The organism is Pseudomonas sp. S35 (genome assembly GCF_009866765.1).
In the GTDB taxonomy this organism is placed as follows: domain Bacteria; phylum Pseudomonadota; class Gammaproteobacteria; order Pseudomonadales; family Pseudomonadaceae; genus Aquipseudomonas.
This window is the reverse complement of the sequence record NZ_CP019431.1, coordinates 558,594-584,555: the sequence shown is the minus strand read 5'-3', so window position 1 is coordinate 584,555 and position 25,962 is coordinate 558,594. Positions and strand designations below refer to the sequence as shown.

Below are 25,962 nucleotides of genomic sequence, written 5' to 3'. Positions count from 1 at the left end.
TTGCCCCCGATAAGGCCAGTGCAGGCACCTGCAATCCTGGGTCAGACCTTCTTGTACAGCTGACTACCTTCCTGCTTGAACCGCTCCGCCTGCTCCGCCAGCCCCTTGGCCACGTCCACATCCACCGCTTCAATGCGCTGGTTGGCCGCGTACTCACGCACTTCCTGGGTGATTTTCATCGAGCAGAACTTCGGCCCGCACATCGAGCAGAAATGCGCGACCTTGGCCGAGTCCTTCGGCAGGGTTTCGTCGTGATAAGAACGTGCGGTATCCGGGTCCAGGCCGAGGTTGAACTGGTCTTCCCAGCGGAACTCGAAGCGCGCCTTGCTCAAGGCGTTGTCGCGGATCTGCGCGCCGGGATGGCCTTTGGCGAGGTCGGCCGCATGCGCGGCGATCTTGTAGGTAATGATCCCGGTCTTCACGTCATCCTTGTTCGGCAGGCCCAGGTGCTCCTTGGGCGTGACGTAGCACAGCATGGCGCAGCCAAACCAGCCGATCATCGCCGCACCGATACCGGAGGTGATGTGGTCGTAACCCGGTGCGATGTCGGTAGTCAGCGGGCCGAGGGTGTAGAACGGCGCCTCGTCGCAGCACTCAAGCTGCTTGTCCATGTTCTCCTTGATCAACTGCATCGGCACGTGGCCGGGGCCTTCGATCATGGTTTGCACGTCGTGCTTCCAAGCGGTCTTGGTCAGCTCGCCGAGGGTTTCCAGTTCACCGAACTGCGCGGCATCGTTGGCGTCGGCAATCGAACCGGGGCGCAGGCCGTCGCCGAGGGAGAAGCTGACGTCATAGGCCTTCATGATTTCGCAGATTTCGTCGAAATGCGTGTAGGTGAAGTTCTCTTTGTGGTGCGCCAGGCACCACTTGGCCATGATCGAACCGCCACGGGACACGATGCCGGTGACGCGCTTGGCGGTCAGCGGCACGTAGCGCAGCAACACGCCGGCGTGGATGGTGAAGTAGTCGACGCCCTGCTCGGCCTGTTCGACCAGGGTGTCGCGAAACAGCTCCCAGGTCAGGTCTTCGGCAGCGCCGCCGACTTTTTCCAGGGCCTGGTAGATCGGCACGGTGCCAATCGGCACGGGCGAGTTGCGGATGATCCACTCGCGGGTTTCGTGGATGTGCTTGCCGGTGGACAAGTCCATCACGGTGTCCGAGCCCCAGCGGATGCCCCAGGTGAGTTTCGCCACTTCTTCTTCAATGGACGAACCCAGGGCGCTGTTGCCGATGTTGCCGTTGATCTTCACCAGGAAGTTACGGCCGATGATCATCGGCTCCAACTCGGTGTGGTTGATGTTGGCCGGGATGATTGCGCGGCCACGGGCGATTTCTTCGCGCACAAACTCGGGGGTGATGATCTTCGGCACGCTGGCGCCGAAGCTGTGGCCAGCGTGTTGCTGGTCCAGCAGACCACTGGCGCGGGCTTCTTCGAGCTTCATGTTTTCGCGGATGGCGACGTATTCCATCTCGGCGGTGATGATGCCTTTGCGCGCGTAGTGCATCTGGGTGACGTTGGCACCGGCCTTGGCGCGGCGCGGGTTCTTCACGTGGGCAAAGCGCAGCGCAGTCAGCTCGGCGTCGCTGAGGCGTTGCTGGCCGAAGTGCGAGCTCAGGCCGGACAGGCGCTCGGTGTCGCCGCGCACTTCGATCCACGGCGAGCGTACATCGCCCAGGCCTTTGCGTACGTCAATGATCACATTGGGGTCGGTGTACGGGCCGGAGGTGTCGTAGACCACCACCGGCGCGTTGATTTCACCGCCGAAGTCGGTGGGGGTCACGTCCAGGCTGATCTCACGCATCGGCACACGGATGTCCGGGCGCGAGCCTTGCACGTAGACTTTTTGCGAGCGGGTAAACGGCTGCACGGAACCGGAGTCGACCTTGGCCGATTCACTCAGGTGCACGGTATTTTTTAGTTTTGTCGTCATCACGGGCTCTCCAACTTATCCAGGCGGTGGATTTTTGTCGGAGCGAACCTGTGACGGATGGACGCACTGAAACCAGTGCTGTGCTTGGCGCACGAGGACTGTTCGATTGTCGAACAGCATCCCGGACGAAGCACAAGAGGACTCGCCGGGTGACGAGAAATCTTGTTCCCTACGCAGGCGCTAACCTGATCAGGTTCAACGGGATCCGGTATTTACCGATCTCAGCCTTCCAACAAGGCACCCCGACAAGAACGCGGCCAGTCTAGACCATGCCGTGGGCAAATTGCCAACAGTGGAGCATTCAGCGTGATGAATGGCGCAATTACAGGATTGTTGTGCCGAGGTCGCGCCACTACACTCGGGTGCTGCCTCAAGGCTTGACGCCAGGGTTGGCCAGCCGTAGCCTTGAGCGCTAAATTATAGCCGTAATATTCACACTAGGGATCGCCTCATGCTGCGCAAACTCTCACTGGCTGTTGCCGTGTCTTGTGCGACCAACGCAATGGTCTGGGCAGCTGAAGCGCCCTTGTCTGCCAGAACCGATCTGGTCAGCGTCTATCAGGAGGCTGTGGATAACAACGCCGACCTGGCCGCCGCCCGCGCCCAGTACGGCGCGCAAAAAGAAGTAGTGCCCCAGGCCCGCGCCGGGCTGCTGCCGAACCTGTCGGCCGGTGCCGATATCAACAACGTGCGCACCCAGATCGACACGCCCGCCGCCACCGCCAACCGTGACGCCCATTCCTGGCGCGCGACCCTGAGCCAGCCGCTGTTTCGCGCCGACCGCTGGTTCCAGCTGCAAGCTGCCGAAGCCGTCAACGAACAGGCCGCGCTGCAACTGTCGGCCACCGAACAGAACCTGATCCTGCAAAGCGCCGAAAGTTACTTCGCCGTGCTGCGCGCCCAGGACAACCTGGCCTCCACCAAGGCCGAAGAAAACGCGTTCAAGCGCCAACTGGACCAATCCAACGAGCGCTTCGACGTGGGCCTGTCGGACAAGACCGACGTGCTGCAATCCCAGGCCAGCTACGACACCGCTCGCGCCAACCGCATCCTCGCCCAACGCCAGGTGGAAGACGCCTTTGAAGCGCTGATCACCCTGACCAACCGCCAGTACAACTCGATCCAGGGCGTCGTGCATACGTTGCCGGTGTTGCCGCCGCTGCCGAACGACGCCAAGGCCTGGGTCGAAACCGCCGGCCGCCAGAACCTCAACCTGCTGGCCAGCAACTACGCCGTCACCGCCGCCGAAGAAACCCTCAAACAGCGCAAGGCCGGCCACGCGCCGACCCTGGATGCGGTGGCGCAATACGAAAAAGGCGATAACGACGCCCTCGGTTTCAGCAACCCGAATGCCTTCGGCACGCCGTATCGCGGCGATGTCGAGCAACGCACCATCGGCCTGCGCCTGAGTATCCCGCTGTACAGCGGCGGCCTGACCAGCTCGCAAGTGCGTGAGTCCTACTCGCGCCTGGGGCAGACCGAGCAGCAACGCGAAGGCCTGCGCCGCCAGGTGGTGGAAAACACGCGCAACCTGCACCGCGCGGTGAACACCGATGTGGAACAGGTGCAGGCGCGCCGCCAGTCGATCATCTCCAACCAGAGCGCGGTGGAAGCCACGGAAATCGGTTACCAGGTGGGTACGCGCAACATCGTCGACGTGCTGGACTCACAGCGCCAGCTCTACTCGTCGGTGCGCAACTACAACAACAGCCGCTACGACTACATCCTCGACAACCTGCGCTTGAAGCAGGCGGCGGGCACCTTGAACCCTGGGGATTTGCAGGATCTGGCGCGGTATCTCAAGGCGGACTACAACCCGGATCGCGACTTCCTGCCGCCGGACCTGGCCAAAGCTGCCGCCGAACAACTCAAGGCCCGACCGGGTTATTGAACACACCACAGTTGGATCATTGTTGAGTCAGTGAGTGATCAGCCTGCCCAACCCATCCAGCAAGCGCTTCAACGCGCCCTGGTTGGCCTGCATCACCTTGAGCCCCGCCTGCGCCATCCTGCGCGCATCCTGCGGCAGCTCGAACAGCTGTCGCACGGCCTCGGCCAGCCCTTGCGCGTCATCCACCTCTCGCAACGCACCTGCTTCGCGCATCATCGCGGTGATTTCGAGGAAGTTGAACACATGCGGCCCCATGATTACCGGCTTGCCCAGCGCGGCCGGTTCCAGTGGGTTGTGCCCGCCGGTCGCCACCAGGCTGCCGCCGACGAAGGCGCTGTCGGCCAGGGCGTACAGAAACAACAGTTCGCCCATCGTATCGCCGAGTAGCACTGAAGTTTGCGCATTGACGGGTTCACCGGTAGAGCGGCGCACCGTGGCAAACCCTTGCGCCTGGCACAGCTCGAACATCGGGCCAAAGCGTTCCTGATGACGTGGCACCAGAATCAGCAACGCGTTGGGGTAACTGGCGAGCAGTTCGCGATGCGCAGCCAATACCACGTCATCTTCACCTTCGTGCGTACTGGCCGCGATCCACACCGGACGCTCGCTGGCGCCCCATTGCTCGCGCAACGCCGTGGCGCGCTCCAGCAATTGCGGGTCGATGGTCAGGTCGAACTTGATTGAACCGGTCACTTCTACGGTTTCCGGCCGCGCGCCCAGGCTCAAGAAGCGCTGGGCTTCGGTGTGCGTTTGCACCGCGAACAAACTCATTTGCGCCAGCATCGGCGCCGTCAGCTTGGCGAAGCGCCCATAGCCCTTGGCCGAACGCGCCGACAGCCGCGCATTGGCCAGCGCCACCGCAATACCGCGCTGGGCGCAGGCGTGGATGTGGTTGGGCCACAGCTCGGTTTCCATGATCACCGCAAGCCGGGGCTGCACACGATCGAGAAAACGCTTGGCGGCGCACGGCAAGTCATAGGGCAGATAGCAATGCTGGATGCGCGGCTCGTGGGCGAACAGCGCCTGGATCCGCTCGGAGCCGGTGGGCGTCATGCAGGTCACGGTGATCGGCAGCTGTGGATAACGTTCCAGCAGCCCACGGATCATTGGCGCGGCGGCAATGCTTTCGCCCACCGACACGGCATGCACCCAGATCCCGCCCGGCTTCATCACCGGCAAGCCGTAGGAGAAGCGCTCGCCCACGCGCTTGGCATAGGCCGGCGCCTTGCGGGCGCGCAGCCATAGACGTAAAGCCACCAACGGCAGCGCCAGGTAAAACAGACAGCTGTAGAGAGTTCTATTCATGGCGGCGGAGTTTATCCACTTTTTCAATCAATCGCCCGCAGGCACTCGGCAAAACGTTCAACGAGGAAACGCGCGGCGGGCCCGAGGTGCTCGTCGCGGCGCCATACCAGCTCCACCACCAGGGCCGGCGGCGTCCACTCGCTGTCCAGTTCCACCATTTGTTGCTGATAGGTCGGGTATTGCACGATATGCCGGGGCAGCCAGGCCCAGCCCAGGCCACTCATCATCCATTCGGCCAACACGTAGAAACTGTCGGCGCGCCACACCAGCGGGCTGGCGGCTTCGCTGCCGGGGTAGACACTGGTCTGCGTCGACATCAATAGCTGTCGGTACTGGGCCAAGCGCTGGCACGTCACGTATCCGTCCTTGGCCAGCGGGTGGTTCACACCGCAGACCGTGACCATTTCCACACTGCCCACCACGCGCCGCTCAAGGGTTTCGGGGATCTGGTCGTGATAGAACAACAGCCCCAGGTCCGCCTTGCGCTCCACCAACTTGCGCGCCACATCGCCCTGGGCGGCACTGGACAACTGCACTTCCAGCAACGGATAGCGCACCGCCAACGCCTCAAGGCTATCGAGCACCGGCTGGAACAACATCGCCTCATCCTGAGCCAGGCGCAGGCAGGCCTCTTCACCACGGGTCAACGACAATGCACGGCCATTGAGCCGCTCACATTGACGCAACACTTCGCGTGCTTCTTCCAGCAACACAGTGCCGGCTTCAGTCAGGCGCGGCTGGCGGCCACTGCTACGCTCAAACAGGCTCACGCCCAGGTCCGCTTCCAACAACGCGATCCCATTGCTCACCGCCGATTGCGCCTTGCGCTGCCCACGCGCCACGGCCGAAAACGAACGCAGCTCGGCGACGTCGACAAACAAGCGCATCTGCTCCAGATTCCACTGCATGGCCAACCCATCTCTATATCGGATAGGTAATGACTTTACCCCATCTGGCAAAGCCCTAGAATACCGACCTTATCAAGTGCGCTGCCTACCGAGGATTGACCCCATGAACCCTGCCTACTACTACCTGGCTATCGCCATTTGCTCGGAAGTGATCGCCACCGTGTCCATGAAAGCCATCAAGGGCTGGAGCACGCCGATCCCGTTGTTGCTGGTGATCGTCGGCTACGGCGTGGCGTTCTGGATGCTGACGCTGGTGGTGCGCACGGTGCCGGTGGGCGTGGCCTACGCCGTGTGGGCCGGGATGGGCATCGTGATGGTCAGTATTGCGGCGCTGTTTATCTACGGGCAGAAGCTGGATATCCCGGCGATGCTGGGGATGGGCCTGATTGTGCTGGGTGTGGTGGTGATTCAGCTGTTCTCGAAAACCGCCGGGCACTGACCGCCACTCAACAGCCTGTATACTGCGCCTCTTGTCTTGAACACTGAGGTCGCCCATGCCATCCGTTATTTCCACCGACGTCCTGATTGTCGGCGCCGGGGTTGCCGGCCTCTGGTTGAATGCGCGCCTGCGTCGCCAGGGGTTTTCCACGGTGGTGGTGGAAAATGCCACCCTGGGTGGCGGGCAAAGCGTGAAGTCCCAGGGGATCATTCACGGCGGTGCGAAATACGCCCTGCACGGCGCCCTCACCGGCGCCTCCGAAGCGATTGCCGATATGCCGCGTCGCTGGCGCGAAGCCCTGGCCGGTAACGGCGAGCTGGACCTCACGGGCGTGCGCTTGCTGTCCGAAGCCCATTACCTGTGGTCCCCCGGTACTATCGCCGGCAACCTCACCAGCTTTTTCGCGAGCAAGGCCGTGCGGGGTCGTGTCGACCAGGTCAAGGGCGAGGACTTGCCGCCAGCGCTGCAAGACCGTCGCTTCAAGGGCAAGGTCTATCGCCTGGCCGAACTGGTCGTCGACGTCCCGAGCGTGATCGAGCGCCTGGCGCAGTTGGCCGGCGATAGCTTGCTTGCAGGGCAACAGATCGAACCGCTGTACGACGGCAACAAACTGGTGGGCTTGAAGGTCGATGACCGCGAGATCCGCGCCCAGCGCATCGTATTGAGTGCCGGCGGCGGTACAGCCCAATTGCTCACGGCCCTGGGCCTGAGCCAGCCCGCCATGCAAAAACGCCCACTGCACATGATTATCGCCAAAGGCCCCGGCCTGAAGCCGCTGTACGCCCACTGCCTGGGTGGAGGCACCAAGCCACGTATTACCGTGACCACTCACCCCGCCGCCGACGGCAACTGGGTGTGGTACATGGGCGGTGACATTGCCGAGGCCGATGGCGTGATGCGCACGCCTGAAGAACAGATCGCCACGGCCCAGAACGAACTGGCGCAATTGCTGCCGTGGATCGACATGACCCAGACTCAATGGGCGACCCTGCGCGTCGACCGTGCCGAGCCGCTGCAATCGGGCCTGACGCGCCCCGACAACGCTTTCGTCGCCCAAGACGGCCGCCTGCTGGTGGGCTGGCCAACCAAGCTGGCCCTGGCGCCGGACTTCGCCGACAGGGTGATCAACAGCCTGGAGCGTGACGGCATCCGTCCAAGCCCCTCGGAGCAGCTGCCCGATCTGCCCAAACCCACCCTCGGCGTACCGGCCTGGGAGCAACTGCTGCCATGAGCCTGCCAACCTTGCACGACCTGCATCGCCCCCTGGGCAGCACCGGCCTGCTGGTGTCGCCGCTGGGCCTGGGCACCGTCAAGCTGGGCCGCGACCAAGGGGTGAAATACCCCAATGGCTTCCAGATCCCGGATGACGATCAAGCACGGATGTTGTTGCGCCAAGCGCGCCAATTGGGCATCAACCTGATCGATACGGCGCCCGCGTACGGGCGCAGCGAAGAGCGCCTGGGCCCGCTGTTGCGCGGCCAGCGCAAGGATTGGGTGATTGTCAGCAAAGTCGGCGAAGAGTTCGAGGACGGCGTGTCCCGCCACGATTTCAGCGCAGCCCATACCCGCATGTCCATTGAGCGCAGCCTGAAACGACTGGAAACGGACTTTATCGACCTGGTGCTGGTGCATTCGGACGGCGATGATCTGCATATCCTCAACGACTGCGAGGTCTACCAGACCCTCGCGCAGCTGAAAAAAGAAGGCAAGATTCGCGGTTTCGGGTTCTCCGGCAAAACCGTCGAAGGCGGTGTGAAGGCTCTGGAACAAGGTGATTGCGCGATGGTCACCTACAATTTGAACGAACAGGCCGAGAAAGCCGTCATTGAATATGCGACGGCACACGGCAAGGGCATCCTGGTCAAAAAGGCGCTGGCCAGCGGCCACGTTTGCCTGGAGCCAGGAATGGATCCAATACACGCCAGTTTCATGCTGTTGTTTGCGCAAACCGGCGTCGCCAGTGCTATTGTCGGGACCATCAATCCGCTGCACCTGGCCCATAACGTGGCGACCGCTGCCAAGGTCATTCGTCAACTCTGATGCCGCCCACGCGGCCGACCCCGTCGCAAGAAGGAGCCGACATGCCGCGAACGCTCATAAGAAAAAACCCCAGCAACTTTAAAACACTGCCACTACACGTCGAAGCCACCCCCGAAGGCCTGAGCTACCAGAGCGTGGGCATGCCGCTCAACTTCGCCCAGACCCTGCAACGGCGCAAGCCGGTAGACGTGCCAGACCCCGAACGCTTTGCCCTCGAACTGGCGAACCTCGGCGTATCGGTGCGCCTGACCCTGCACTGGCAAAACCGTGATTACTGGGTGTTGGTGCGCCAACGTCGCCAGGACCGCGGCGACGTGGTGCTCAAGCTGATCTCCGGTTACGTCCCGGCCCACGAACTGAACCTGCCGCTGCACACCGCCATCCAGGAAATTGCCGAAGAGTGCCTGCTGGAAACGCCCGAAGGCTGGCTCGGCGGGCGCTTCAACGATACCTGGCTACCCGCACCCTACTCCGCCGCGCTGCATTACCGCGAAGCACTGCCGTTTCGCTTGAGCCCGCTGTCCGGCGCGGCCCGCCCGGTGCGTTGCGCGACCACCCAGCTAATCGAACGCCCGCGGGCTTATGTGCATTTGCCCACGGCGTCGCTGCAACTGATCTATGACTTGCGCCTGGAAGTGCCGAAGGAAGCCAAGTCCCTGAGCCTGTTCCATGTAGACGAGCGCTTGGAGGGCGACCAACTGGTGGCACGCCTGGATCGCAAGCGTCCTGACCTGTACCTGATGCCACTCAAGGACGGCCAGCCCGTTCCTGAGCTGTACACCGTCAAGAAAGACCAGTTGTACCCGGCCAGCACACGGGGTTTGTACCTGGCAGAAAGCTTCGCCCAGCAGGAAGGCTGGCTGGTGCGCGAGGAACGTATTCGCTGGAAGGATTGGCTACGGCAGCAAGGCCTGGCGGAGCCGGAGAAAGAATCGAAGTTGAAGGGATTGGCGCGGCGCGTGCTGCGCAAGATCGTGCCGAAGAAGAAAACCAAGGGCTGAGTGAGCTGCGATCTAAATGTGGGAGGGGCGGTGCGACGATTCGACCTGCCCCTCCCACAGTTGATAGCGTTTAGCCGTTGATTAGCCGTTGGAGGCCGATTTTCAGCGGGGTCGGTTCGGGCAATTTGAAACTCGCCAACAACCGCTGGTTATTCGCCCGCGAATGCCGGATATCCCCTGACCGCGCAGGCCCGTAGGTCACAGCCGGCAAACTGCCCACCGCTTCCTCCAGCGCCTGCAGCACTTGCTTGAGGGTGGTAGTGCGGTTCCAGCCCACGTTGATCGCCCCCAACGGCGCCTCGGGCGCTTCGATGGCTTGCACCAATACGTCCACCAGGTCTTCCACGTACATGAAGTCGCGGGTCTGCTCGCCATCGCCGAACACGGCAATCGGCAATCCCTGTTGTGCACGTTCGCTGAAGATGCTGATCACACCGGAGTACGGTGACGACGGGTCCTGGCGTGGCCCGAAGATATTGAAGAAGCGGAAGATCACCGGCTCCAGGCCATGCTGGCGGCGGTAGAAATCGAAGTAGTGCTCGCCGGCCAGCTTGTCGGACGCATAGGGCGTCAACGGCGCCTTGGTGGTCTCTTCGTCAATCGAAGCACCTTCGCCATTGTTGCCGTACACCGCCGCGCTGGACGCAAACACCACACGCATGACGCCGGCCTTGCGCATGGCTTCGCAGACATTCAAGGTGCCGACGAAATTGCTCTGGTGCGTACTGACCGGATCATCCACCGAGGCCTGCACGGACGCCACTGCCGCCAGGTGCACCACCGCCGTCGCGCCAACAGCGGCACGCGCCACCAGCTCGGCGTCGGCGACATCACCCTCCAGCAGCTCGACGCGCGGGTTGTCCAGCGCCAGGTTGCTGCGTTTGCCTGTGGACAGGTTATCCAGTACGCGCACCCCATAACCCTTGGCGAGCAGCGCATCTACCAGGTGCGAGCCGATAAAACCGGCACCGCCGGTGATCAGGACCAACGGATCAGCTTTACTCATTGTTGCGGATCTTCTCGACAATCGCCGTGGTCGAGCTGTTCTCGACCAGGCCCAGCACTTTGACCTTGCCGCCATAGGCGCTGACGATATCGGCACCGACCACCTGGTCGACCGAGTAATCACCGCCCTTGACCAGCACGTCCGGCTTGACCTGGGCCAGCAGGTTTTCCGGGGTCGCTTCAGGGAAGCTGATCACCCAGTCTACTGCGCCCAGACCGGCCAGTACCGCCATGCGCCGGTCGACGCTGTTGATCGGACGGCCTGGGCCCTTGAGGCGACTGACCGAAGCGTCGTCGTTGACCGCAACGATCAGGCGATCGCCTTGGGCACGCGCCTGCTCCAGGTAGGTCACGTGACCGGCGTGCAGGATGTCGAAGCAGCCGTTGGTGAACACGATGCTTTCGTTGTGCGCACGGGCATCGTCAATTGCCAGCAGCAATTGCTCGATGGTCAGCACGCCGCGCTCGGAGCCTTCGGAACGCTGGATGGCGCGGCGCAACTCAGGCGCGCTGATCGCAGCGGTACCCAACTTGCCGACCACAATGCCCGCCGCCAGGTTGGCCAGGGCCACGGCATGGGGCAGTTCTTCGCCGGCCGCAATCGAGGCGGCCAGGGTGGAAATCACGGTGTCACCGGCGCCGGTGACATCGAACACTTCACGGGCACGTGCCGGCAGGTGCATCGCCGGGTGGCCTGGACGCAGCAGGGTCATGCCGTGCTCGCCACGGGTCACCAGCAAGGCGCCCAGGTCGAGATCGGTCATCAGCGCCGCGCCTTTGCTCACCAGTTCGTGCTCATCGGCACAACCGCCGACAATGGCTTCGAACTCGCTGAGGTTCGGCGTGATCAGGCTGGCACCTCGATAAATCGAGAAGTCCTTGCCCTTGGGATCGGCCAGCACCGGAATGCCCTTGGCCTTGGCGGCCTGGATCAGCAGTTGGTGGTTCTTCAGCGCGCCTTTGCCGTAGTCGGACAGCACCAGCACCTTGATACCTTCGAGCAACTCGTCGACCTGGCCGCTGAGGGCCAAAGCGTCGGTAGCGAAGGGTTCTTCGAAATCGATACGCAGCAATTGCTGGTGACGGCTCATGACCCGCAGCTTGACGATGGTCGGCTGGTGGGCAATGCGCTGGAACAGCGCACGCACGCCCGCACCGCGCAGGCTGTTGGCCAGGCTGTCGGCGGCTTCGTCGTCGCCGGTCACACCCACCAGGGAGGCCGGGGCGCCGAGGGCGGCAATATTGAGGGCAACGTTGGCAGCGCCACCTGGACGGTCTTCGATTTGCTCGACCTTGACTACCGGTACCGGTGCCTCAGGGGAAATCCGTGAGGTACCACCATGCCAGTAACGGTCGAGCATGACATCGCCGACCACCAAGACAGGGGCTTGATCGAATCGCGGCATGGACAACTTCATGGAGCAACCCACATACAAAATGAACAGGGGCGCGATATTAGCACAGGGTGAGCGCCGCCTAGTTCGAGAGCTTTACACGCCGTGTATCCCTGGCAAAAACTGGTTATTTTTTAAACAGCTTCGCGAGCACATGGTCCACGGCATCCGGCAGTTCGACGTCATCGGTATTGATTTCGCAGTCGGCCGCACACGGCGCTTCATAAGGACTGTCCACGCCGGTGAAAGCTTTGATACGCCCTTCCAACGCCGCACGGTACAAGCCCTTGGGGTCACGCCGCGCGCAAACATCGAACGGCGTGCTGAGGTAAACCTCAAAGAACTGCCCTACGCCGAACAGCGCCCTGGCGGTCGCCCGATCGACGCTGAACGGCGAAATGGCCGAAACAATCACAATTAATCCCGCGTCTACCATCAGCCGCGCCACTTCGCCAATACGCCGGATATTCTCTTTGCGCGCCGCATCGCTCATGCCCAGGTCATTGCACAGCCCGGTCCGCAAATTATCGCCGTCGAGAACAAAGGTGTGTCGCCCTTGCTCGTTTAGCTGCACTTCCAGGGCGTTGGCCAGGGTCGACTTGCCTGACCCGGAAAGCCCTGTCAGCCATATACAGCACGGCTGCTGGTGCTTGAGCACCGCCCGTGCGGTCGCCGACAACGACAGGGTAAAAGGACGGATAGCCGCAGAGCCCTTGGACAGCGATTGGCTATTCATAGCCCAAGACCTCGTAATCACGTTGATAGGCACGCCTGACCAGCCGGCGCGTTCGCGAAGAGCAAAACGCCCTGACCGGTTCGTTACGGCGCCCCAGTGAAACATTCAGGTGTGGCAGGGTCGTGGCCACCCCGAGACGTTCGCACAGGTGCTGGAAGTCTTGCTCCAGCGACTCCTGGCGCCCGAGGAAATCCATGGCCATCTGGCCCATGTGATCGACCAGGAAGTCAGTCTGGGGAGCAAAGTGCAATTGGCGGCGCAGGTTATCCGGGTGCAGCCAGCCAGCAATGAAATGGTCGAAGTCGCGGAAACTGCAGACCAACGCTTGGGCCTGCAGGTCGCGGGCACCCATGTGGTTGCCACGCAAGTAGGTATAAGCCGAGTACGCGCGCTCCAGCGGGTCACGCACGAACGCAAATTTGAAGCTGCGCGCGCAATGCTCGGGAAATTGCTGCTGATACCAGTAATACGGCAAATGCCCTGGCCAGCGCCCATCAAGCAGTGCCGAGCACACACTGCTGCCGGCGCATTTGGGCACATGGATAAACACGCATTTATGTCGCTCGAAGCCGGGGTTGAGCATTGCCACGCCAGACAGGGATTTGTTCACCGCCTGGCGATCCACCACCGACAAACGCCCCAGCAGAAACACCCTCTGGTGTTTGGGAAGCAGTTTCCACAACAGACGTTGCAACATTCCAATACCCACGCAAGAAGGTTAGCCCTCTCGTTCGTCATTCGAATCGAGAAGGCCAACATAGCAAACGATAAGCAGTGAATTATTTGGCTTTGGTCAAGCCCCGTAAGGGACCGGATACAAACGCCGGGGCGCATTGCACGCCCAGGCGGTTCAAGTGATGTTGTTGGCGACCGGCTCGTCCAGGCCCATGGCGTGCAGGCGTGAGTAATAGCCGCCCATGGCCAGCAGTTCGAGGTGCGTACCACGCTCGACAATTTCGCCGTGGTCCATCACCAGAATCAGGTCGGCTTTTTCGATGGTGGACAAACGGTGTGCGATCACCAGTGTGGTGCGGCCTTTCATGACCTTGTCCAGCGCCGCCTGAATGTGCCGCTCGGATTCGGTATCCAGTGCCGAAGTCGCCTCATCGAGGATCAGCAGCGGAGCATTTTTCAGCAGCGCCCGGGCGATTGCCAAGCGCTGACGCTGACCACCGGAGAGCAGCACGCCGTTTTCACCGACTTCGGTGTCCAGGCCTTTGGGCAGCTCGGCGATGAAGTCCATGGCGTAGGCGTCGGCGGCGGCTTTCTCGATGTCTGCACGCGGCGCATCGGCCAGGTCGCCGTAGGCGATGTTGTTGGCCACGGTGTCGTTGAACAGGGTCACGTGCTGCGTGACCTGGGCCACGTGTCGGCGCAGGTTGCGCAGGCGGTAGTCTTCGATTTCTACCTCATCCAGCAGGATTTCCCCGGTTTCGTGGTGATAAAAGCGCGGGATCAGGCTGGCCAGGGTCGACTTGCCGCTGCCGGAGCGGCCGACCAGGGCGATCATCTGCCCAGGGGCGGCGCTGAAGGAGATGTTCTTGAGCACCTCACGCTCGGCACCTGGGTAGGTGAAGCTCAGGTTGCGCACGTCCAGGCGACCGCTGACACGTTCACGTTCCACGGTACCGCTGTCGACTTCAGGCTCTTCATCCAACTGCTCGAAGATGCTCTCAGCACCGGCCACGCCCTTCTGGATCGTCGAGCTGACTTCCGATAACTGGCGGATAGGCTTGGGCAGCAGGCCCGCCGCCGTAATGTAGGCAACCAGGTCACCCGCCGTGGCGTCGCCGCGCAACAGCAGCACCAGGAACATCAACGTGGCCATGGCGGTGTAGATCACCAGTTGCAGCATCGGCGTGTAGACCGCGCCGGTCTTGTTCATGCGCAGTTGCTTGTCGGTGTTGCCTTGGCTCGCGGCCGCAAAACGCCGCTCCTCGTAGCCTTCGCCACCGAAGCTGCGGACCACACGGTAACCCTGGATGGTCTCGGAAGCGACGTGCGTCACATCGCCCATCGCCACTTGGATCTTCTTGCTTTGCTTACGGAATTTCTTGCTGGTACTGCCGACCATGATCGCGATCAGCGGCAGGATCGCCAGCATCACCAGGGTCAGTTTCCAGTTCATCCACAGCAGGTAGCCGAACAGGAACACCACCGTCAGGCCTTCACGGATCACGACTTTGATCGCATCCGTGGCCGCGCCGGTGACCATGGTCACGTTGAAGGTGATACGGGAGATCAGATGCCCGGAGTTATGGGTATCGAAATAACGGTTGGGCAGCACCAGCAGTTTGTTGAACAACTGGACACGCAGGTCATGCACCAGCCCCAGGGAAACCTTGGCCAGGTAGTAGTTGCCCAGGAAAGATCCCAGCCCTTGCCAGGCGGCGATCAGGATGATCAGCAACGGCACGGCCATCAGCAACTTCAGGTCCTTGAAAAACGGGACCTTGGGCATGAACACCACGTCGGGATTGCTCAAGCCATCCACGAAATACTTGAGAATCCCGGCAAGCATCGGCTGGGTGGACGCGAAGATCACGAAGCCCACGATACTCACCAGGAACATACCGAGGTACGGTTTCACATATCCCAGCAGCCGCAGGTAAATTTTCAGGCTGGAATCCTGTTCCGCTTTAGGCGGTGCGTCACTCATGGTGGAGCTCACTGATTGGATAGGACGCGAACTTTATCACAAGCATCGGGTTTGGCCCGAGCCCAGACCAAAACACTGGCCAGGGCGATCGGCAGCCAGGAGATGAACCACTCGGCCCGCGGCGTACCCGTCAGGCTGGCGGCGTCGAACTGCATGGCCAGGAACGAAAACACCCACATCCCGATGATGCCCTTGCCGTAGAGCGTGTCGCGTACCTTCCAGGCTTGCCACAGCACACCGAACCACAGCCCGCACCACAACAACAGGCCCGGCAGGCCCAACTCGATGCTCACGTGGGTGAACAGGTTGTGGGAGTGATCGAAATAGAGGTTATCGGCAAATACCTTGTAGTCCCCGCCCAGGCCAAGGCCGGTCCACGGGCGCTCGGAGATCATCTGCAGCGCGGCCATGAAGATCTGCGGGCGGTACGACACGCCACGGGACAGCATCAGAGACTGCATGGCGAAGAACACGGCCAGCGCAGCCAGCGCCGCGCCAATGGCAATCACGGTGGAACGACGATCACGGCACCAGGCCGGCATGGCCACGACCGTCAACAGCAGCGCCAGGGCAGCGCCACGGCTTTGGCTCAGGACCACAAACAGCCCGAGCAGCCCGACCGCCAGCACCCATCCTGCTTGCATCCAGCGCCCACGCGGCACCCAATGCAGCAACCAGATCGCTGCCAGGCCGATCACGTAGGCCCCCAGGATGGGGTGGGACAATTGGCCCAAGCCTTCAAGACGGGCAGACCAGGCATTATGCTCAAAGCCATAAAACTTGATGATGGCCACCAGTGCTGACAACGCCAGGCCAAAACCGCCCCACTGCATCACGCGAATGACACGTTCGGTCTGGCCACCGGCAAACACCGGGAAAAACAGCAGGAAGGCGCCGACATAAAGCAGGCGCTTGGCCTCGCGCGAAGGGTCTTCGGTATTGGTCCACGACAGGCTGATCGCCCCCCAGACAGCCAACAGGCCCACCATCACGCACATCCAGCGCTGCGCGTGCCAGACCGCCTTGAGTTGCTCGCGGGCCGACCAGGCGAACACCATGGCCGGCAACCAGAGAAACAGCGTCAATCCTTGTTGATACATCTTATTGGTCGGCGCGAAGGCAATAGCGAGCAAAAACCAAAGTAACCCCAAAACCATCCATACCTGCGCCCAACGACTTGCTTGCATCACCCGCTCCTGAATACGTTCAACCCGCCACCCCGGCATGGTTAAAACCTAAAACTTTCGGCATTATTACCGATCACTGTGCCCGCGACTCCCACAAGGCTTTCCGACGATGCAATGTTCAAGGCTTCCCCAAGCCGATTTAACCGCGATGATTGAAGGTGCCAAAATCCTCGAAAAGGACAGCTATGGCCCCAAAGTCTACCTGCTGACCGACGGGAATATCCTCAAACTGTTTCGCCGCAAGCGTCTGTTTTCGTCCGCGCTGTTTCGCCCGTACTCCAAGCGATTCATCGACAACGTGGCACAGTTGCAGCAGCGCGGGATCCCCACACTGACCGTACTGGCGTTCTTCCAACTGGAGGCGCCCGGCATGACCGCCGTGCTGTACCGCCCGCTGCCTGGTGAAACGCTGCGTCAGATTTCCAACCGCGAAGGCTTTGACTGGCATACGAACCTCGACCCGCTGGTGGCGCTGATTCGACGCCTGCACGGTGCAGGGATCTACTTCCGATCGTTGCACCTGGGCAATATCGTGGTCACGCCTGACAACGAAATGGGCCTGATCGATGTCGCCGACATGCGCTTCCTGCGTGCGCCCTTGAACCCGGAGCTCGCGCGTCGCAACCTGCAACATTTCGCACGTTATATTGCGCGCGAGAAGCTGAACGAGCGCTTTCCAATGCAAGCACTGGAGCAAGCGCTGCTAGCGGCATGAGAACAGCCGCCGGGTGGTTTGCGTGAAATCGCTCCAGGCCTGCTCTGGCGCCAGCGCCCGCGACTGCGCCTCGACAACGTCCTCGCCGGAGCTCGCAAACGCGCGCTCCATGAGGCGCCCCCAAGACGCGGCGTCGTCTGCCGGGGCATACCAGCCCGCATCACCCAACTGCTCGCGAAACACCGCCAGTTCGCTGGTCAGCACAGGCACACCCGCCATCACGGCCTCTTGCAGAATCAACCCCAACCCTTCTTCCGTCGACGGAATGGCTACCCAGTCAAACGCGCGGTAAAGGGTTGCAGCGTCCGGCAGATGCCCCGGCAACGACACCTTGCCGTGCAAGCCAAGCACCTTGATACGCGCCTCAAGCACAGACCTTGCCGGCCCTTCGCCGACGATCACCAAACGTGCATCCGCGTGCTGGGCCGCCACGCCGGCAAAGGCCTCCAGCAAACAGGAAAACCCCTTGCCATCGACCAGCCGACCAACCGCGCCCAGCACGGGCGAGCCCACTGGCGGCAGGCCCAAGCGGGATCGCGCCTGTTCACGGGAAAGCGCCGCAGCCCGGAAGACACCAGGGTCGAAGGCGCTGCGCAACACGGCCACTGGCCGTTTGAGGTAGCCCTCAAGCGAGCTGGCCAGGGTTTGCGATACCGCCGTCAGTGTCAGCTGCGACGCCGGAAACTGCTCGCACAGCTTTTGATCTGCGCTGCGCAAACGCGTGGAGCCATGAAAAATGACCACGGCCCGTATGTGCGGCAACTGCTTGAGCAGAGGTAAAAGCACACGTGCGACGCCGATGCCGTCCAGGAGCACAACCTGCACATCCCCGGGCAAGGCTTTCTGGAAACGCGCGCGCATCCAGGGCATCAGCAACTTCCACAGGTGCCGGCCCTTGAGACGTGCAGATGAGAGGTTCCACTCGACAGCCTGCTCGACCAGGCCATCGCAGCCGGCCGCACTGCCTTGAAGCAACCAGGTATGGACCGGCACATGACTGTCTGCGTGAGACAGAATTTGCTGATGAACCTTCTGCACCGAGGCATATGCAGAACCACCGGCCCACATGATGTTGAGAATACTCATCGAAAAAACCTTATGCGGCGTTGGTGTGGCTCGTCGTACTTACTAATGGATCAACCAGCCGATACCAATTCCCAGGATCAGCATGACTGCCAGCTTGATCCGCTCTCGCCGCTTGCGCCGTGCCTTGGTCAAGCGCTCCTCCGCCGTTGCCACATGCAAACCGAAGCCGGTGTGCAGCACCGCATCACCTTCCAGGGTAACGGCGGCCAGATTCAACTGTGCGTAACGCTTGGAAAGCCCCTTCTCACCCTCGAACCCGGCAAACGGTGCGCACAACCGATATTCCTTCATGCGCCGCAGGCCCGGGTTCAGCGAGAACCCCTGCCATTCCGGCTTATCGGACAACAACGGATAACACGGCACCCCGTCGATCACCTCGCGCGGCCCCCGGTGAATATAAGGGCTGTGCACCTGCAAGTCGTATACGAAATTACGTAACCAGACTTGAAGAATATCCGGGCGCTGCTCCAATACCGCCTTGGAGTCCTCAACGAAACCGGGTCGATAGAATGCCCAATCATCTTCGCAATGGAATATGTAAGGGGTTTTGACCGACTCGTAGGCCAGGTCGACGGATGCCAGTTGCCCAAGCTTCGGGCGATTGATCAAGAACGTGCAATGACTGCGCCAGTGCTCCGGAATCGCTTGGCGTACCGCCTCATCGCCCGAGTCTTCGGTAATGAAGACTTCGCGTATGGCTGCCGTATTGAACAGGTCGAAGCTCTCGAGTGTGCGCTTCAACAAGTCGAAGCGACCGCAACTGGTCACTACGAGCGTTATGTCGCTTTGGTCGGAGAATTGCATTCGAGCCTCGATAATATCATGTAGCCATCATTGACGGCCACATGGCCGATATCAAACGCCCAGTTTCAGGCGCAACTTTTCCAGCACACTCAATGGGGCACGGGGGCGCAAGGGCGGCGCCAGGGCTTCGACAATACGTTGGCCGATCCGCGCAAAGCTGAACTGGCTGACAGCAAGGTCTTGCCCGTTACGTGCGATGTCTTGCGCCAACTGAGGGTTGGATCGCAGCTCGGCGAGCTTCTCCTGCAACTGCGGGATGTCCTTGTAGAACACCACATTGACCTTGTCCTTGAAGCCAAGGGCCTCGTTTTCCGCAGCCCCCTGATCAAACGCAAGCAGCACACAGCCGCAGGCCATGGCTTCGAAATTCTTGATCATGTACTCGCCCATGCCCACGTCAGCACTGACGAAAAACCGGATCCGGTTAAGGGTCGCGCAGTATTCCTCACCGGATTTGGTGCGTGTGACCACCAAAGGTTCAACCCGAGCCAACTCATCAAGCAATGCCTTGCGACCACTATAGGCCACGCTGTTGGTACTGCCGACAAATGCCAGCTCAATGTCGCGCTCCAGGCCCTGGGCCTGCAACAGCGTCTGGTCGTACCCCTTGGGCACGAATACCGCATCAAAACCTTCGGCGCGCAGGCGCTCGGTCACCATATGACCGGAGCTGATCACCCGCGCCCAGGGCAGGCGGCGGTAGTGCGCACTGAACTTACCGGTGTATTTACACGGGATATAGTTCTGGTAGGCATCGTGCTCAAGGATCACCAGGTTCGGGATCGTGCGGATAAATCCGGCCTGACGGATTTCCTGCTTGAAGCGCAGGAAGAACACGATGCGGTCATAACGACTCACATCGACTTCACGCCGAAAGTAAGCGCGCAGGTTGCGCTGCTCGTCACTGCTCAGCCAGCGGGTATCGCACTCGCAGTGCGCGGCAATGCCTTCGTACAAGCGATCCAGAATGGCGCGCTGTTCTTTCTGCACCAGAAACAAAACTTTCATGACCTTCCCTTTCACAAACGCCAGAACAACTCATGCCGTCGCACGGCCTTGCGGAAAAACTCGTTCTCACCATAAGGCGACCGCGCCCGCCCCGCCAACACGCGCTGCAGCCAGCGGCGTACGCGGCGCTTGAACGGCGGTGCGGGCTGCAGGTCATGCATCATGCCCAGCGCCATGGCCTTGTCACGTTGCTGCGCCAATGACAGCGACAGGCTGCACGGGCGCAATTCAAGCGTGTCATCGAACTGCGGCGGCAAGGCGATGCCAGCTCCGGCATCGCCCATGGGCCAGCGGTCGTTGTCATGCAAATGGTTGGCGTACCCCAACAGTGTTGTCGGTTGCCACTCCAAGCCTTGCAGCGCCTCGATCACCGCTTGCTGCGCGCAGATGTGATCGGGGTGAGGGTCAAGGACCGGGTGGGGCAGCACGATCACTTGAGGGCGCGCCATCAGCAGCAACTGACGCAGGTCGGCCAGCAGGTTATGCCAGGTGGGCGAACCGTCCTGATCTGCCGGCAATGGGAAGGCGTTGAATTGGCGAAACAGGCGCACATCCATCAAGTCAGCCTCACGCGAGGCCACTGGCAGCTCGGGTGTTGCGCGCATCGCCGGCAATTGCAGGCAGAAATAACCCAGCTGTACACACTGCGCCTCGGGCACGCCAGCCCAGCGCGGTACGGCAATGCTGTCCCAGGCACGCAAGCGGCCTTTGATTCGCGAGGCTTCGACCGGGTCCAGGCCCATCTGCTGATAGTGCTCGGCTTCGATTTCACCCGCCGTGAGCGTCACGACCCACGGCTTTTGCGCCTGACTGTAAAGACCAAACGCAGCCAGCTCGGCATCGTCGGCATGAGGGGCGATGACCATCACGCGTTGCGCCGAGTAGTCCGGGTTGGCCCAGGCCCACAATCGGGGCACGCCTTGCACGCGGCAAAAGCGCCCGCGCAAACGCAACTCTCCGACCTTCAGGTCCTGCGCCAAACCACTGAGATTGAGATACCGAACCCCATTCACGCCACGCTCGAATGCCTGTCGATCCAGGCTGTCAGCGCCGGAGATTTCCACAACCGGATCAAAAAAACGGCCCAACCAACGACTCTTGACCGTGATCGCCAGCACCAAGGTGGCGGCGCCATCCACCGGTTGATCAACCCGCAGCTGCCCGCCTTCCAAGTGCACACCCGTCACCTCGGCATCCGCGCAGAACCGGTATCGATAGTCGTCACCGGGCGCATAAAACAGATGATCGGCAAACCACGCCTCGTGGGCGACCCAAGCCAGCACACCGAGCACCAGCGGCAACCACCAGACGACCCAGACGCCGATCACCACCAGCAGCAACAGGCCGATCAGCACGCCGACCCGTTTGTTACGCCGGTGACGCTTGAGCAATTGCTGTTTGCGGCTCATACGGTCAGCACCGGCACAGGGTTGCACCAACGGTCCTTGTACTCGCGGTCGGCGCGCCCGAAGGAAAAGCGCAGCGGCTTGCCGACTTCACGCGCCTGCTCCCAAGCACTCTGGGTGTTGAGGAAACTCAGGACGCTGCCCGGGCTGAACGCACGGGTTTGTGGGTCGACACCGCCATTGACGTACTCCACGCTGATCCACTCGGGCGATTCGACCCGGTACACCAACTGGACCGCGATAGGCGCGTCATTGAGGAAAACCACCGAGCCGATCAGCCACTCGCGCAGCAGCTCGATCACCTCAGCCATGCGCTCGGCACCCGTGGCGACAAAGCCCCAGCGGCGCAGGAACAGATCGCAGTAGATCGCCGCCAACTGCGCACTGGAAAATTCGCTCACCGGCCGCACCACACCGCCCGCCTCTTCCAGCAAACGCAGTTCGCGGCGCTGGTTGTAGCGGAATTTCTTCGACAGTTCTTCCGGGGTGCGGGCCATAGCCAATTGCTCGGCCTGGGGCCTGAGGCCGCTGAAACGGCCTTCGTTCAGGATCGACAGGTAGCGCGCCCGGTGGCGCAACGGCGCCTGGGCGTTGGCGGCGGCTGGCAGGATCAACTCGGCGTTACCCAGGTCGAACAGGCCTTTTTTGCCGCGCTGCTTGAGCACGTCTTTGGACAAGGCCAGGTCACGCCCCCAAGTGGCGATGCATGCTTGCAATTCACCGCCCTGCTCCCAGGCCAGGTAGCGCACCGGGATATCGGCCAGCCCGGCAAGGCGTTCGATCACCTGCGGGTGGGTGGCGACGCTGCCGCCAAAACGCTGCCAGGCGTTGCTGTAGGCAGGCGCGTCAACGACGGACCAGCCGCGCTCGCGCCAGCCTTGGAATCGATTGAGCATCAAGCCCCCGCGGTCAGTTCAATAACGTGCGGCAGTTGCCAGAAGGTATCGCGTACCGCCTGATCCGAGAAACGCGTGTGCAAGCGCTCCAGCATCATCTCGGCGCACTGCCGTTGTTGCTGCTGATCCATCGCCGCCAGGTGCCGCAGCCCTTGGGCGAGGTGTTCGGCGTCGCCGAAGGGGAACAGAATACCCACGCCTTCGACCACTTCCCGCGCCCCGCCACAGGCCGTTGCCAGCAACGGCACGCCCGCCGCCATGGCTTCGAGCAACACCATGCCGAACGGCTCGTGGTCGGAACTCAGGGCAAACACATCGAACGCCCGGAAGTACCGACGCGCATCCGGCACCTGGCCGAGGAACAGCACCTTGTCGGCAACCCCCAGCTCACGCGCCTGATCCTTGAGCGCTTGTTCCAGGCGCCCGGTACCTAGGATCGCCAGGCGACTCTCGGCCGGCAAATGCGGCAACGCCAGGGCAAAGCCCTTGAGCAGCGTGGCCTGGTCTTTATCCGGGTGCAGGCGGCCGACATTGCCGACCACCCACTCATCCGGTGACAGGCCCAAGGCATCGCGCGCCGCATCCACAGGCACCTGGATCGCCCGCAATGCATCAACATCAATGCGGTTATGCAAGGTCTGGATACGTGCGGCAGGCCAGGCCGGCAGACAGCGCCGCATGTCGTCACGCACCGCGTCGGAAACCCCCAGCAAGCTCAGGCGCTTGCGGAAAATCCCGGCAAACAGCTTGCGGCTGCGGCGCTGGTAGTCACCGAACGCGTGATGCACACCGATCACCGGCAGCCGCGTGCCGAGCAAAGCGATATAGATCGGCTTGAAACGGTGGGCGATACAAAAGCTGAAATTACGCGATGCGGCGATCTTGCGCAGTTCACGAATGGCACCCAGCTTCAGGCCACGAATGGCCTTGGAGCTGAACTCCATGAACAGCACTTCATCGCACGCGCACCCGGCCGCTACAGCAGGGTCGGCGACCCCGGTGAGAAACACCGTGGTCACCTTGTAGCCGGAGCCTGCGAACAAACTGGCGTACTGCCGTGCGCAGTCCAGGAACGGCCCGTCATAGCCGTGGCAGAACTGCAGGACGTGGCGGTCAGCCGAGCGCGTCATAAGGGTCCACGCCGTCTTTGACGACCAGGATGTCTTCCATGATCAGGTACTGCAGGTCGGAACCGAAGAACATGTCCAGCGCGTCTTTCGGCGAGCAGATCATCGCTTCGCCACGGCGGTTGAGCGAAGTGTTCAGGGACACGCCGTTGCCGGTCAGCACTTCGAGTTCTTTCATCATGTCGTAGTAACGCGGGTTGTATTCGCGCTTGAGCACCTGGGCGCGAGAGGTGCCATCTTCATGGACCACTTCCGGCACGCGGGTCTTCCATTCTTCCGACACTTCAAAGGTGAAGGTCATGAACGGCGCCGGGTGATCGACCTTGATCATCTGCGGGGCCACGGTGTCGAGCATCGACGGGCAGAAAGGCCTCCAGCGCTCGCGGAACTTGATCTGGTGGTTGATGCGGTCAGCCACGCCGGTCGCACTCGGGCAACCGATGATGGAACGACCGCCCAGCGCACGCGGGCCAAACTCCATGCGGCCCTGGAACCAGGCCACCGGGTTGCCGTCGACCATGATCTTGGCGATGCGCTGGGGCATGTTGTCGATCTTGCGCCACGTAGGCTTGCTCTCGTGCTTGGCGCACGCAGCGATCACGTCTTCGTTGCTGTAGGACGGGCCGAGGTAGACGTGCTCCATCTTCTCCACCGGTACGCCACGGGCGTGGGACACATACGCCGCCGCGCCCACCGCCGTACCGGCATCACCGGACGCCGGCTGCACGAACAGCTCTTTCACGTCATCGCGGGCAATGATCTTCTGGTTCAGCTTGACGTTCAGCGCACAGCCACCGGCGAAGGCCAGCTTGCCGGTATCCTTGAGGATGTCGCCCAGGTAATGGTCGATCATCTGCAAGGCCAGTTTCTCGAACAGCGCCTGCATGCTGGCGGCGTAGTGGATGTACGGCTCGTCGGCGATGTCGCCTTCGCGCTTGGGACCCAGCCACTCGATCAGTTTCGGCGAGAAGTAGAAACCCTTGCCCTTCTCTTTATAGCGGCGCAGGCCAATGACGTTGGCGTAGTCGGTGTTGATCACCAACTCGCCGTTCTCAAACGAGGCCAGGCGCGAGAAGTCGTATTTGCTGGCATCACCGTACGGCGCCATGCCCATGACCTTGAACTCGCCGTCAAGCATCTCGAAACCGAGGAACTCAGTGATCGCGCCGTACAGGCCGCCGAGGGAGTCCGGATCGTAGAATTCCTTGATCTTGTGGATCTTGCCGTTTTCGCCGTAGCCGAAGAACGTGGTGGCGTATTCACCCTTGCCGTCGATCCCGAGGATCGCGGTCTTCTCCTGGAAACCGGAGCAGTGGTAGGCGCTGGAGGCGTGGGCCAAGTGGTGTTCAACCGGTTCGATCTTGATTTTCTTCGGATCGAAGCCCAGTTGCTCCAGGCACCAGACGATCTTGTTGCGATAGCGCTTGTAGCGACGGTTGCCCATCAGGATCGCGTCAAGTGCACGGTCCGGGGCGTACCAGTAACGCTTGGCATAGTGCCAGCGCGCCTCGCCGAACAAGCTGATCGGGGCGAACGGAATCGCCACTACGTCAACGTCGGAAGGCTTGATGCCGGCCTGTTCCAGACAGAACTTCGCCGACTCGTAGGGCATGCGGTTCTTTGCATGTTTGTCGCGTACGAAGCGCTCTTCTTCGGCGGCCGCGATCAGCTTGCCGTCGATATACAAGGCTGCGGAAGGATCATGGCTAAGGGCGCCGGACAGGCCAAGAATCGTCAATGCCACAGGGGTCTAGCCTCTTTTAGTCTGCATGCAGGCGGGTCGCGCCTGAAAAAAGTGTGCTTCCGGCCTGGGCAGGAAACAGCTAAAGGGCGGGATTATAGCGTAAACACGCGGCGGGATGATCTAGGGAATGTGGCGACGGGTTGTCACTGCAACCTAACGGAAGATCTCGATGCTGCCGTCCTTGTTCTGCCGGTAGATCGTGTAGGGCAGCACCAGTGTGTCCAACACGCCGGAGGCGACGAACTCGACCGCGATAACCGGCAGCAGGCCGCCGCCATGACTGATCAAGCTGCTGTCCTTCAGGCTTTTATCAGCTGCGGGCTCGCCATTGAGCGTACAGAACCCATAGATCACACCGCTGTAGATGCGCGGCACGTTTTCACAGTGGCTGCCTGAAGCCTTCAGGTTCTGGCTCGCGACGACGTCAGGGCGAAAGACCGTGTTGATCGTTCCGCAACCGGCCAACGGCACGCACAGGGCAAGCCACAGGACTTTGGATGTAAGCCTCACGAACCACTCCTTTTGACACTTCGACCAACTTCATCGACAAGGCCAGGCACGCTAACATCGACCGTTCTGCCGGCCCAAGGCGAACGGTCCGACTTGCAGCGTAGGCTGATTCCCAAATGATAAAAATTTTCTAAACCACTAAACTCGCGCCCTTTTTTGCGTTTACCCCC

At 61.5% G+C, this 25,962-nt stretch carries 23 protein-coding genes and 1 riboswitch; of the genes, 6 read left to right on the top strand and 17 right to left on the bottom strand.

Going from position 1 to position 25,962, the window contains the following annotated elements:
• Positions 1–41: 41 nt before the first annotated feature.
• Positions 42–1,931, bottom strand: a complete 1,890-nt coding sequence (thiC, locus tag PspS35_RS02465) for a phosphomethylpyrimidine synthase ThiC (protein WP_159932638.1) — start codon at positions 1,929–1,931, stop codon at positions 42–44.
• A 149-nt stretch (positions 1,932–2,080) separates the two neighbouring features.
• Positions 2,081–2,186, bottom strand: a riboswitch (TPP riboswitch).
• A gap of 196 nt (positions 2,187–2,382) precedes the next feature.
• Between thiC and PspS35_RS02460 the strand changes: the two genes are divergently transcribed.
• On the top strand, positions 2,383–3,822 hold the full coding sequence (locus PspS35_RS02460; RefSeq protein ID WP_159932637.1) for a TolC family outer membrane protein: 1,440 nt from the start codon (positions 2,383–2,385) through the stop codon (positions 3,820–3,822).
• A gap of 27 nt (positions 3,823–3,849) precedes the next feature.
• On the opposite strand, the gene waaA is transcribed toward PspS35_RS02460, so the two are convergent.
• Together waaA and PspS35_RS02450 are read right to left on the bottom strand one after the other, a co-directional pair.
• The gene (gene waaA, locus PspS35_RS02455; RefSeq protein ID WP_159932636.1) at positions 3,850–5,127 is read right to left on the bottom strand and encodes a lipid IV(A) 3-deoxy-D-manno-octulosonic acid transferase; all 1,278 of its coding nucleotides are present in this window, start codon (positions 5,125–5,127) and stop codon (positions 3,850–3,852) included.
• A gap of 23 nt (positions 5,128–5,150) precedes the next feature.
• Entirely contained in the window at positions 5,151–6,041 is an 891-nt protein-coding gene (locus tag PspS35_RS02450; RefSeq protein WP_159932635.1) for a LysR family transcriptional regulator, read from the bottom strand.
• A 97-nt stretch (positions 6,042–6,138) separates the two neighbouring features.
• Here PspS35_RS02450 and PspS35_RS02445 point away from each other — a divergent pair, with 97 nt between their 5' ends.
• From PspS35_RS02445 to PspS35_RS02430, 4 genes are read left to right on the top strand one after another with little or no spacing between them, the layout of a single operon-like run.
• Positions 6,139–6,474, top strand: a complete 336-nt coding sequence (locus PspS35_RS02445) for a multidrug efflux SMR transporter (protein ID WP_159932634.1) — start codon at positions 6,139–6,141, stop codon at positions 6,472–6,474.
• A 55-nt stretch (positions 6,475–6,529) separates the two neighbouring features.
• Positions 6,530–7,705, top strand: a complete 1,176-nt coding sequence (locus tag PspS35_RS02440; RefSeq protein ID WP_159932633.1) for an FAD-dependent oxidoreductase — start codon at positions 6,530–6,532, stop codon at positions 7,703–7,705.
• Positions 7,702–8,514 (top strand): aldo/keto reductase, encoded by an 813-nt coding sequence (locus PspS35_RS02435; protein WP_159932632.1) that lies wholly within the window; start codon positions 7,702–7,704, stop codon positions 8,512–8,514. Before PspS35_RS02440 ends, PspS35_RS02435 begins: the two co-directional genes overlap by 4 nt.
• Before the next feature lie 41 nt (positions 8,515–8,555).
• Positions 8,556–9,515 carry a metal ABC transporter ATPase gene (locus PspS35_RS02430; protein WP_159932631.1) on the top strand — a complete coding sequence of 320 codons (960 nt, stop codon included), beginning with the start codon at positions 8,556–8,558 and terminating at the stop codon, positions 9,513–9,515.
• Between the two features lie 70 nt (positions 9,516–9,585).
• Here the strand turns inward: PspS35_RS02430 and PspS35_RS02425 are convergent, their stop codons facing one another.
• From PspS35_RS02425 to PspS35_RS02400, 6 genes are all read right to left on the bottom strand, one after another.
• Complete coding sequence (locus PspS35_RS02425) at positions 9,586–10,521, bottom strand: NAD-dependent epimerase/dehydratase family protein (protein ID WP_159932630.1); 936 nt, start codon at positions 10,519–10,521, stop codon at positions 9,586–9,588.
• Positions 10,514–11,938, bottom strand: a complete 1,425-nt coding sequence (gene hldE, locus PspS35_RS02420) for a bifunctional D-glycero-beta-D-manno-heptose-7-phosphate kinase/D-glycero-beta-D-manno-heptose 1-phosphate adenylyltransferase HldE (RefSeq protein WP_159932629.1) — start codon at positions 11,936–11,938, stop codon at positions 10,514–10,516. Before hldE ends, PspS35_RS02425 begins: the two co-directional genes overlap by 8 nt.
• Positions 11,939–12,041: 103 nt before the next feature.
• Complete coding sequence (gene cysC, locus PspS35_RS02415; RefSeq protein WP_159932628.1) at positions 12,042–12,650, bottom strand: adenylyl-sulfate kinase; 609 nt, start codon at positions 12,648–12,650, stop codon at positions 12,042–12,044.
• Positions 12,643–13,347 (bottom strand): sulfotransferase family 2 domain-containing protein, encoded by a 705-nt coding sequence (locus PspS35_RS02410; protein ID WP_159932627.1) that lies wholly within the window; start codon positions 13,345–13,347, stop codon positions 12,643–12,645. Before PspS35_RS02410 ends, cysC begins: the two co-directional genes overlap by 8 nt.
• Before the next feature lie 153 nt (positions 13,348–13,500).
• Positions 13,501–15,309 carry a lipid A export permease/ATP-binding protein MsbA gene (gene msbA, locus PspS35_RS02405; RefSeq protein WP_159932626.1) on the bottom strand — a complete coding sequence of 603 codons (1,809 nt, stop codon included), beginning with the start codon at positions 15,307–15,309 and terminating at the stop codon, positions 13,501–13,503.
• Positions 15,310–15,317: 8 nt separating this feature from the next.
• Entirely contained in the window at positions 15,318–16,496 is a 1,179-nt protein-coding gene (locus PspS35_RS02400; RefSeq protein ID WP_159932625.1) for an O-antigen ligase family protein, read from the bottom strand.
• Positions 16,497–16,644: 148 nt separating this feature from the next.
• On the opposite strand from PspS35_RS02400, the gene PspS35_RS02395 reads away from it, so the two are divergent.
• On the top strand, positions 16,645–17,211 hold the full coding sequence (locus tag PspS35_RS02395) for a toluene tolerance protein (RefSeq protein WP_174244778.1): 567 nt from the start codon (positions 16,645–16,647) through the stop codon (positions 17,209–17,211).
• Here the strand turns inward: PspS35_RS02395 and PspS35_RS02390 are convergent.
• The 8 genes from PspS35_RS02390 to PspS35_RS02355 all read right to left on the bottom strand — a co-directional run bounded on the left by PspS35_RS02390 (position 17,200) and on the right by PspS35_RS02355 (position 25,792).
• The gene (locus tag PspS35_RS02390) at positions 17,200–18,297 is read right to left on the bottom strand and encodes a glycosyltransferase (RefSeq protein ID WP_159932623.1); all 1,098 of its coding nucleotides are present in this window, start codon (positions 18,295–18,297) and stop codon (positions 17,200–17,202) included. The genes PspS35_RS02395 and PspS35_RS02390 overlap by 12 nt on opposite strands.
• Before the next feature lie 42 nt (positions 18,298–18,339).
• A complete protein-coding gene (locus PspS35_RS02385; RefSeq protein ID WP_159932622.1) occupies positions 18,340–19,101 on the bottom strand; it encodes a glycosyltransferase family 2 protein in 762 nt (253 codons plus the stop codon).
• Positions 19,102–19,152: 51 nt separating this feature from the next.
• Positions 19,153–20,109 (bottom strand): glycosyltransferase, encoded by a 957-nt coding sequence (locus PspS35_RS02380; RefSeq protein ID WP_159932621.1) that lies wholly within the window; start codon positions 20,107–20,109, stop codon positions 19,153–19,155.
• Between the two features lie 11 nt (positions 20,110–20,120).
• On the bottom strand, positions 20,121–21,518 hold the full coding sequence (locus tag PspS35_RS02375) for a PIG-L family deacetylase (protein ID WP_159932620.1): 1,398 nt from the start codon (positions 21,516–21,518) through the stop codon (positions 20,121–20,123).
• A complete protein-coding gene (locus PspS35_RS02370; protein ID WP_159932619.1) occupies positions 21,515–22,411 on the bottom strand; it encodes an antimicrobial resistance protein Mig-14 in 897 nt (298 codons plus the stop codon). Before PspS35_RS02370 ends, PspS35_RS02375 begins: the two co-directional genes overlap by 4 nt.
• A complete protein-coding gene (locus PspS35_RS02365; RefSeq protein WP_159932618.1) occupies positions 22,411–23,541 on the bottom strand; it encodes a glycosyltransferase in 1,131 nt (376 codons plus the stop codon). The genes PspS35_RS02370 and PspS35_RS02365 overlap by 1 nt, the downstream gene beginning before the upstream one ends.
• Positions 23,525–25,282, bottom strand: coding sequence for a carbamoyltransferase (locus PspS35_RS02360; RefSeq protein WP_159932617.1), 1,758 nt, complete (start codon positions 25,280–25,282; stop codon positions 23,525–23,527). The genes PspS35_RS02365 and PspS35_RS02360 overlap by 17 nt, the downstream gene beginning before the upstream one ends.
• 153 nt (positions 25,283–25,435) lie before the next feature.
• Positions 25,436–25,792, bottom strand: a complete 357-nt coding sequence (locus PspS35_RS02355) for a YceK/YidQ family lipoprotein (protein ID WP_159932616.1) — start codon at positions 25,790–25,792, stop codon at positions 25,436–25,438.
• Between the last annotated feature and the right edge of the window lie 170 nt (positions 25,793–25,962).

Excerpts from the sequence above, each read along its gene's own strand:
- PspS35_RS02440 (WP_159932633.1), top strand. The coding sequence starts at position 6,530 with ATGCCATCCGTTATTTCCACCGACGTCCTGATTGTCGGCGCCGGGGTT.
- PspS35_RS02375 (WP_159932620.1), bottom strand. The coding sequence starts at position 21,518 with ATGAGCCGCAAACAGCAATTGCTCAAGCGTCACCGGCGTAACAAACGG.
- PspS35_RS02390 (WP_159932623.1), bottom strand. The coding sequence starts at position 18,297 with ATGAGTATTCTCAACATCATGTGGGCCGGTGGTTCTGCATATGCCTCG.
- cysC (WP_159932628.1), bottom strand. The coding sequence starts at position 12,650 with ATGAATAGCCAATCGCTGTCCAAGGGCTCTGCGGCTATCCGTCCTTTT.
- PspS35_RS02425 (WP_159932630.1), bottom strand. The coding sequence starts at position 10,521 with ATGAGTAAAGCTGATCCGTTGGTCCTGATCACCGGCGGTGCCGGTTTT.
- PspS35_RS02400 (WP_159932625.1), bottom strand. The coding sequence starts at position 16,496 with ATGCAAGCAAGTCGTTGGGCGCAGGTATGGATGGTTTTGGGGTTACTT.
- waaA (WP_159932636.1), bottom strand. The coding sequence starts at position 5,127 with ATGAATAGAACTCTCTACAGCTGTCTGTTTTACCTGGCGCTGCCGTTG.
- PspS35_RS02410 (WP_159932627.1), bottom strand. The coding sequence starts at position 13,347 with ATGTTGCAACGTCTGTTGTGGAAACTGCTTCCCAAACACCAGAGGGTG.
- PspS35_RS02365 (WP_159932618.1), bottom strand. The coding sequence starts at position 23,541 with ATGACGCGCTCGGCTGACCGCCACGTCCTGCAGTTCTGCCACGGCTAT.
- PspS35_RS02380 (WP_159932621.1), bottom strand. The coding sequence starts at position 20,109 with ATGAAAGTTTTGTTTCTGGTGCAGAAAGAACAGCGCGCCATTCTGGAT.
- msbA (WP_159932626.1), bottom strand. The coding sequence starts at position 15,309 with ATGAGTGACGCACCGCCTAAAGCGGAACAGGATTCCAGCCTGAAAATT.
- PspS35_RS02445 (WP_159932634.1), top strand. The coding sequence starts at position 6,139 with ATGAACCCTGCCTACTACTACCTGGCTATCGCCATTTGCTCGGAAGTG.
- PspS35_RS02460 (WP_159932637.1), top strand. The coding sequence starts at position 2,383 with ATGCTGCGCAAACTCTCACTGGCTGTTGCCGTGTCTTGTGCGACCAAC.
- PspS35_RS02385 (WP_159932622.1), bottom strand. The coding sequence starts at position 19,101 with ATGCAATTCTCCGACCAAAGCGACATAACGCTCGTAGTGACCAGTTGC.
- PspS35_RS02430 (WP_159932631.1), top strand. The coding sequence starts at position 8,556 with ATGCCGCGAACGCTCATAAGAAAAAACCCCAGCAACTTTAAAACACTG.
- PspS35_RS02370 (WP_159932619.1), bottom strand. The coding sequence starts at position 22,411 with ATGCTCAATCGATTCCAAGGCTGGCGCGAGCGCGGCTGGTCCGTCGTT.
- hldE (WP_159932629.1), bottom strand. The coding sequence starts at position 11,938 with ATGAAGTTGTCCATGCCGCGATTCGATCAAGCCCCTGTCTTGGTGGTC.
- PspS35_RS02395 (WP_174244778.1), top strand. The coding sequence starts at position 16,645 with ATGATTGAAGGTGCCAAAATCCTCGAAAAGGACAGCTATGGCCCCAAA.
- thiC (WP_159932638.1), bottom strand. The coding sequence starts at position 1,931 with ATGACGACAAAACTAAAAAATACCGTGCACCTGAGTGAATCGGCCAAG.
- PspS35_RS02435 (WP_159932632.1), top strand. The coding sequence starts at position 7,702 with ATGAGCCTGCCAACCTTGCACGACCTGCATCGCCCCCTGGGCAGCACC.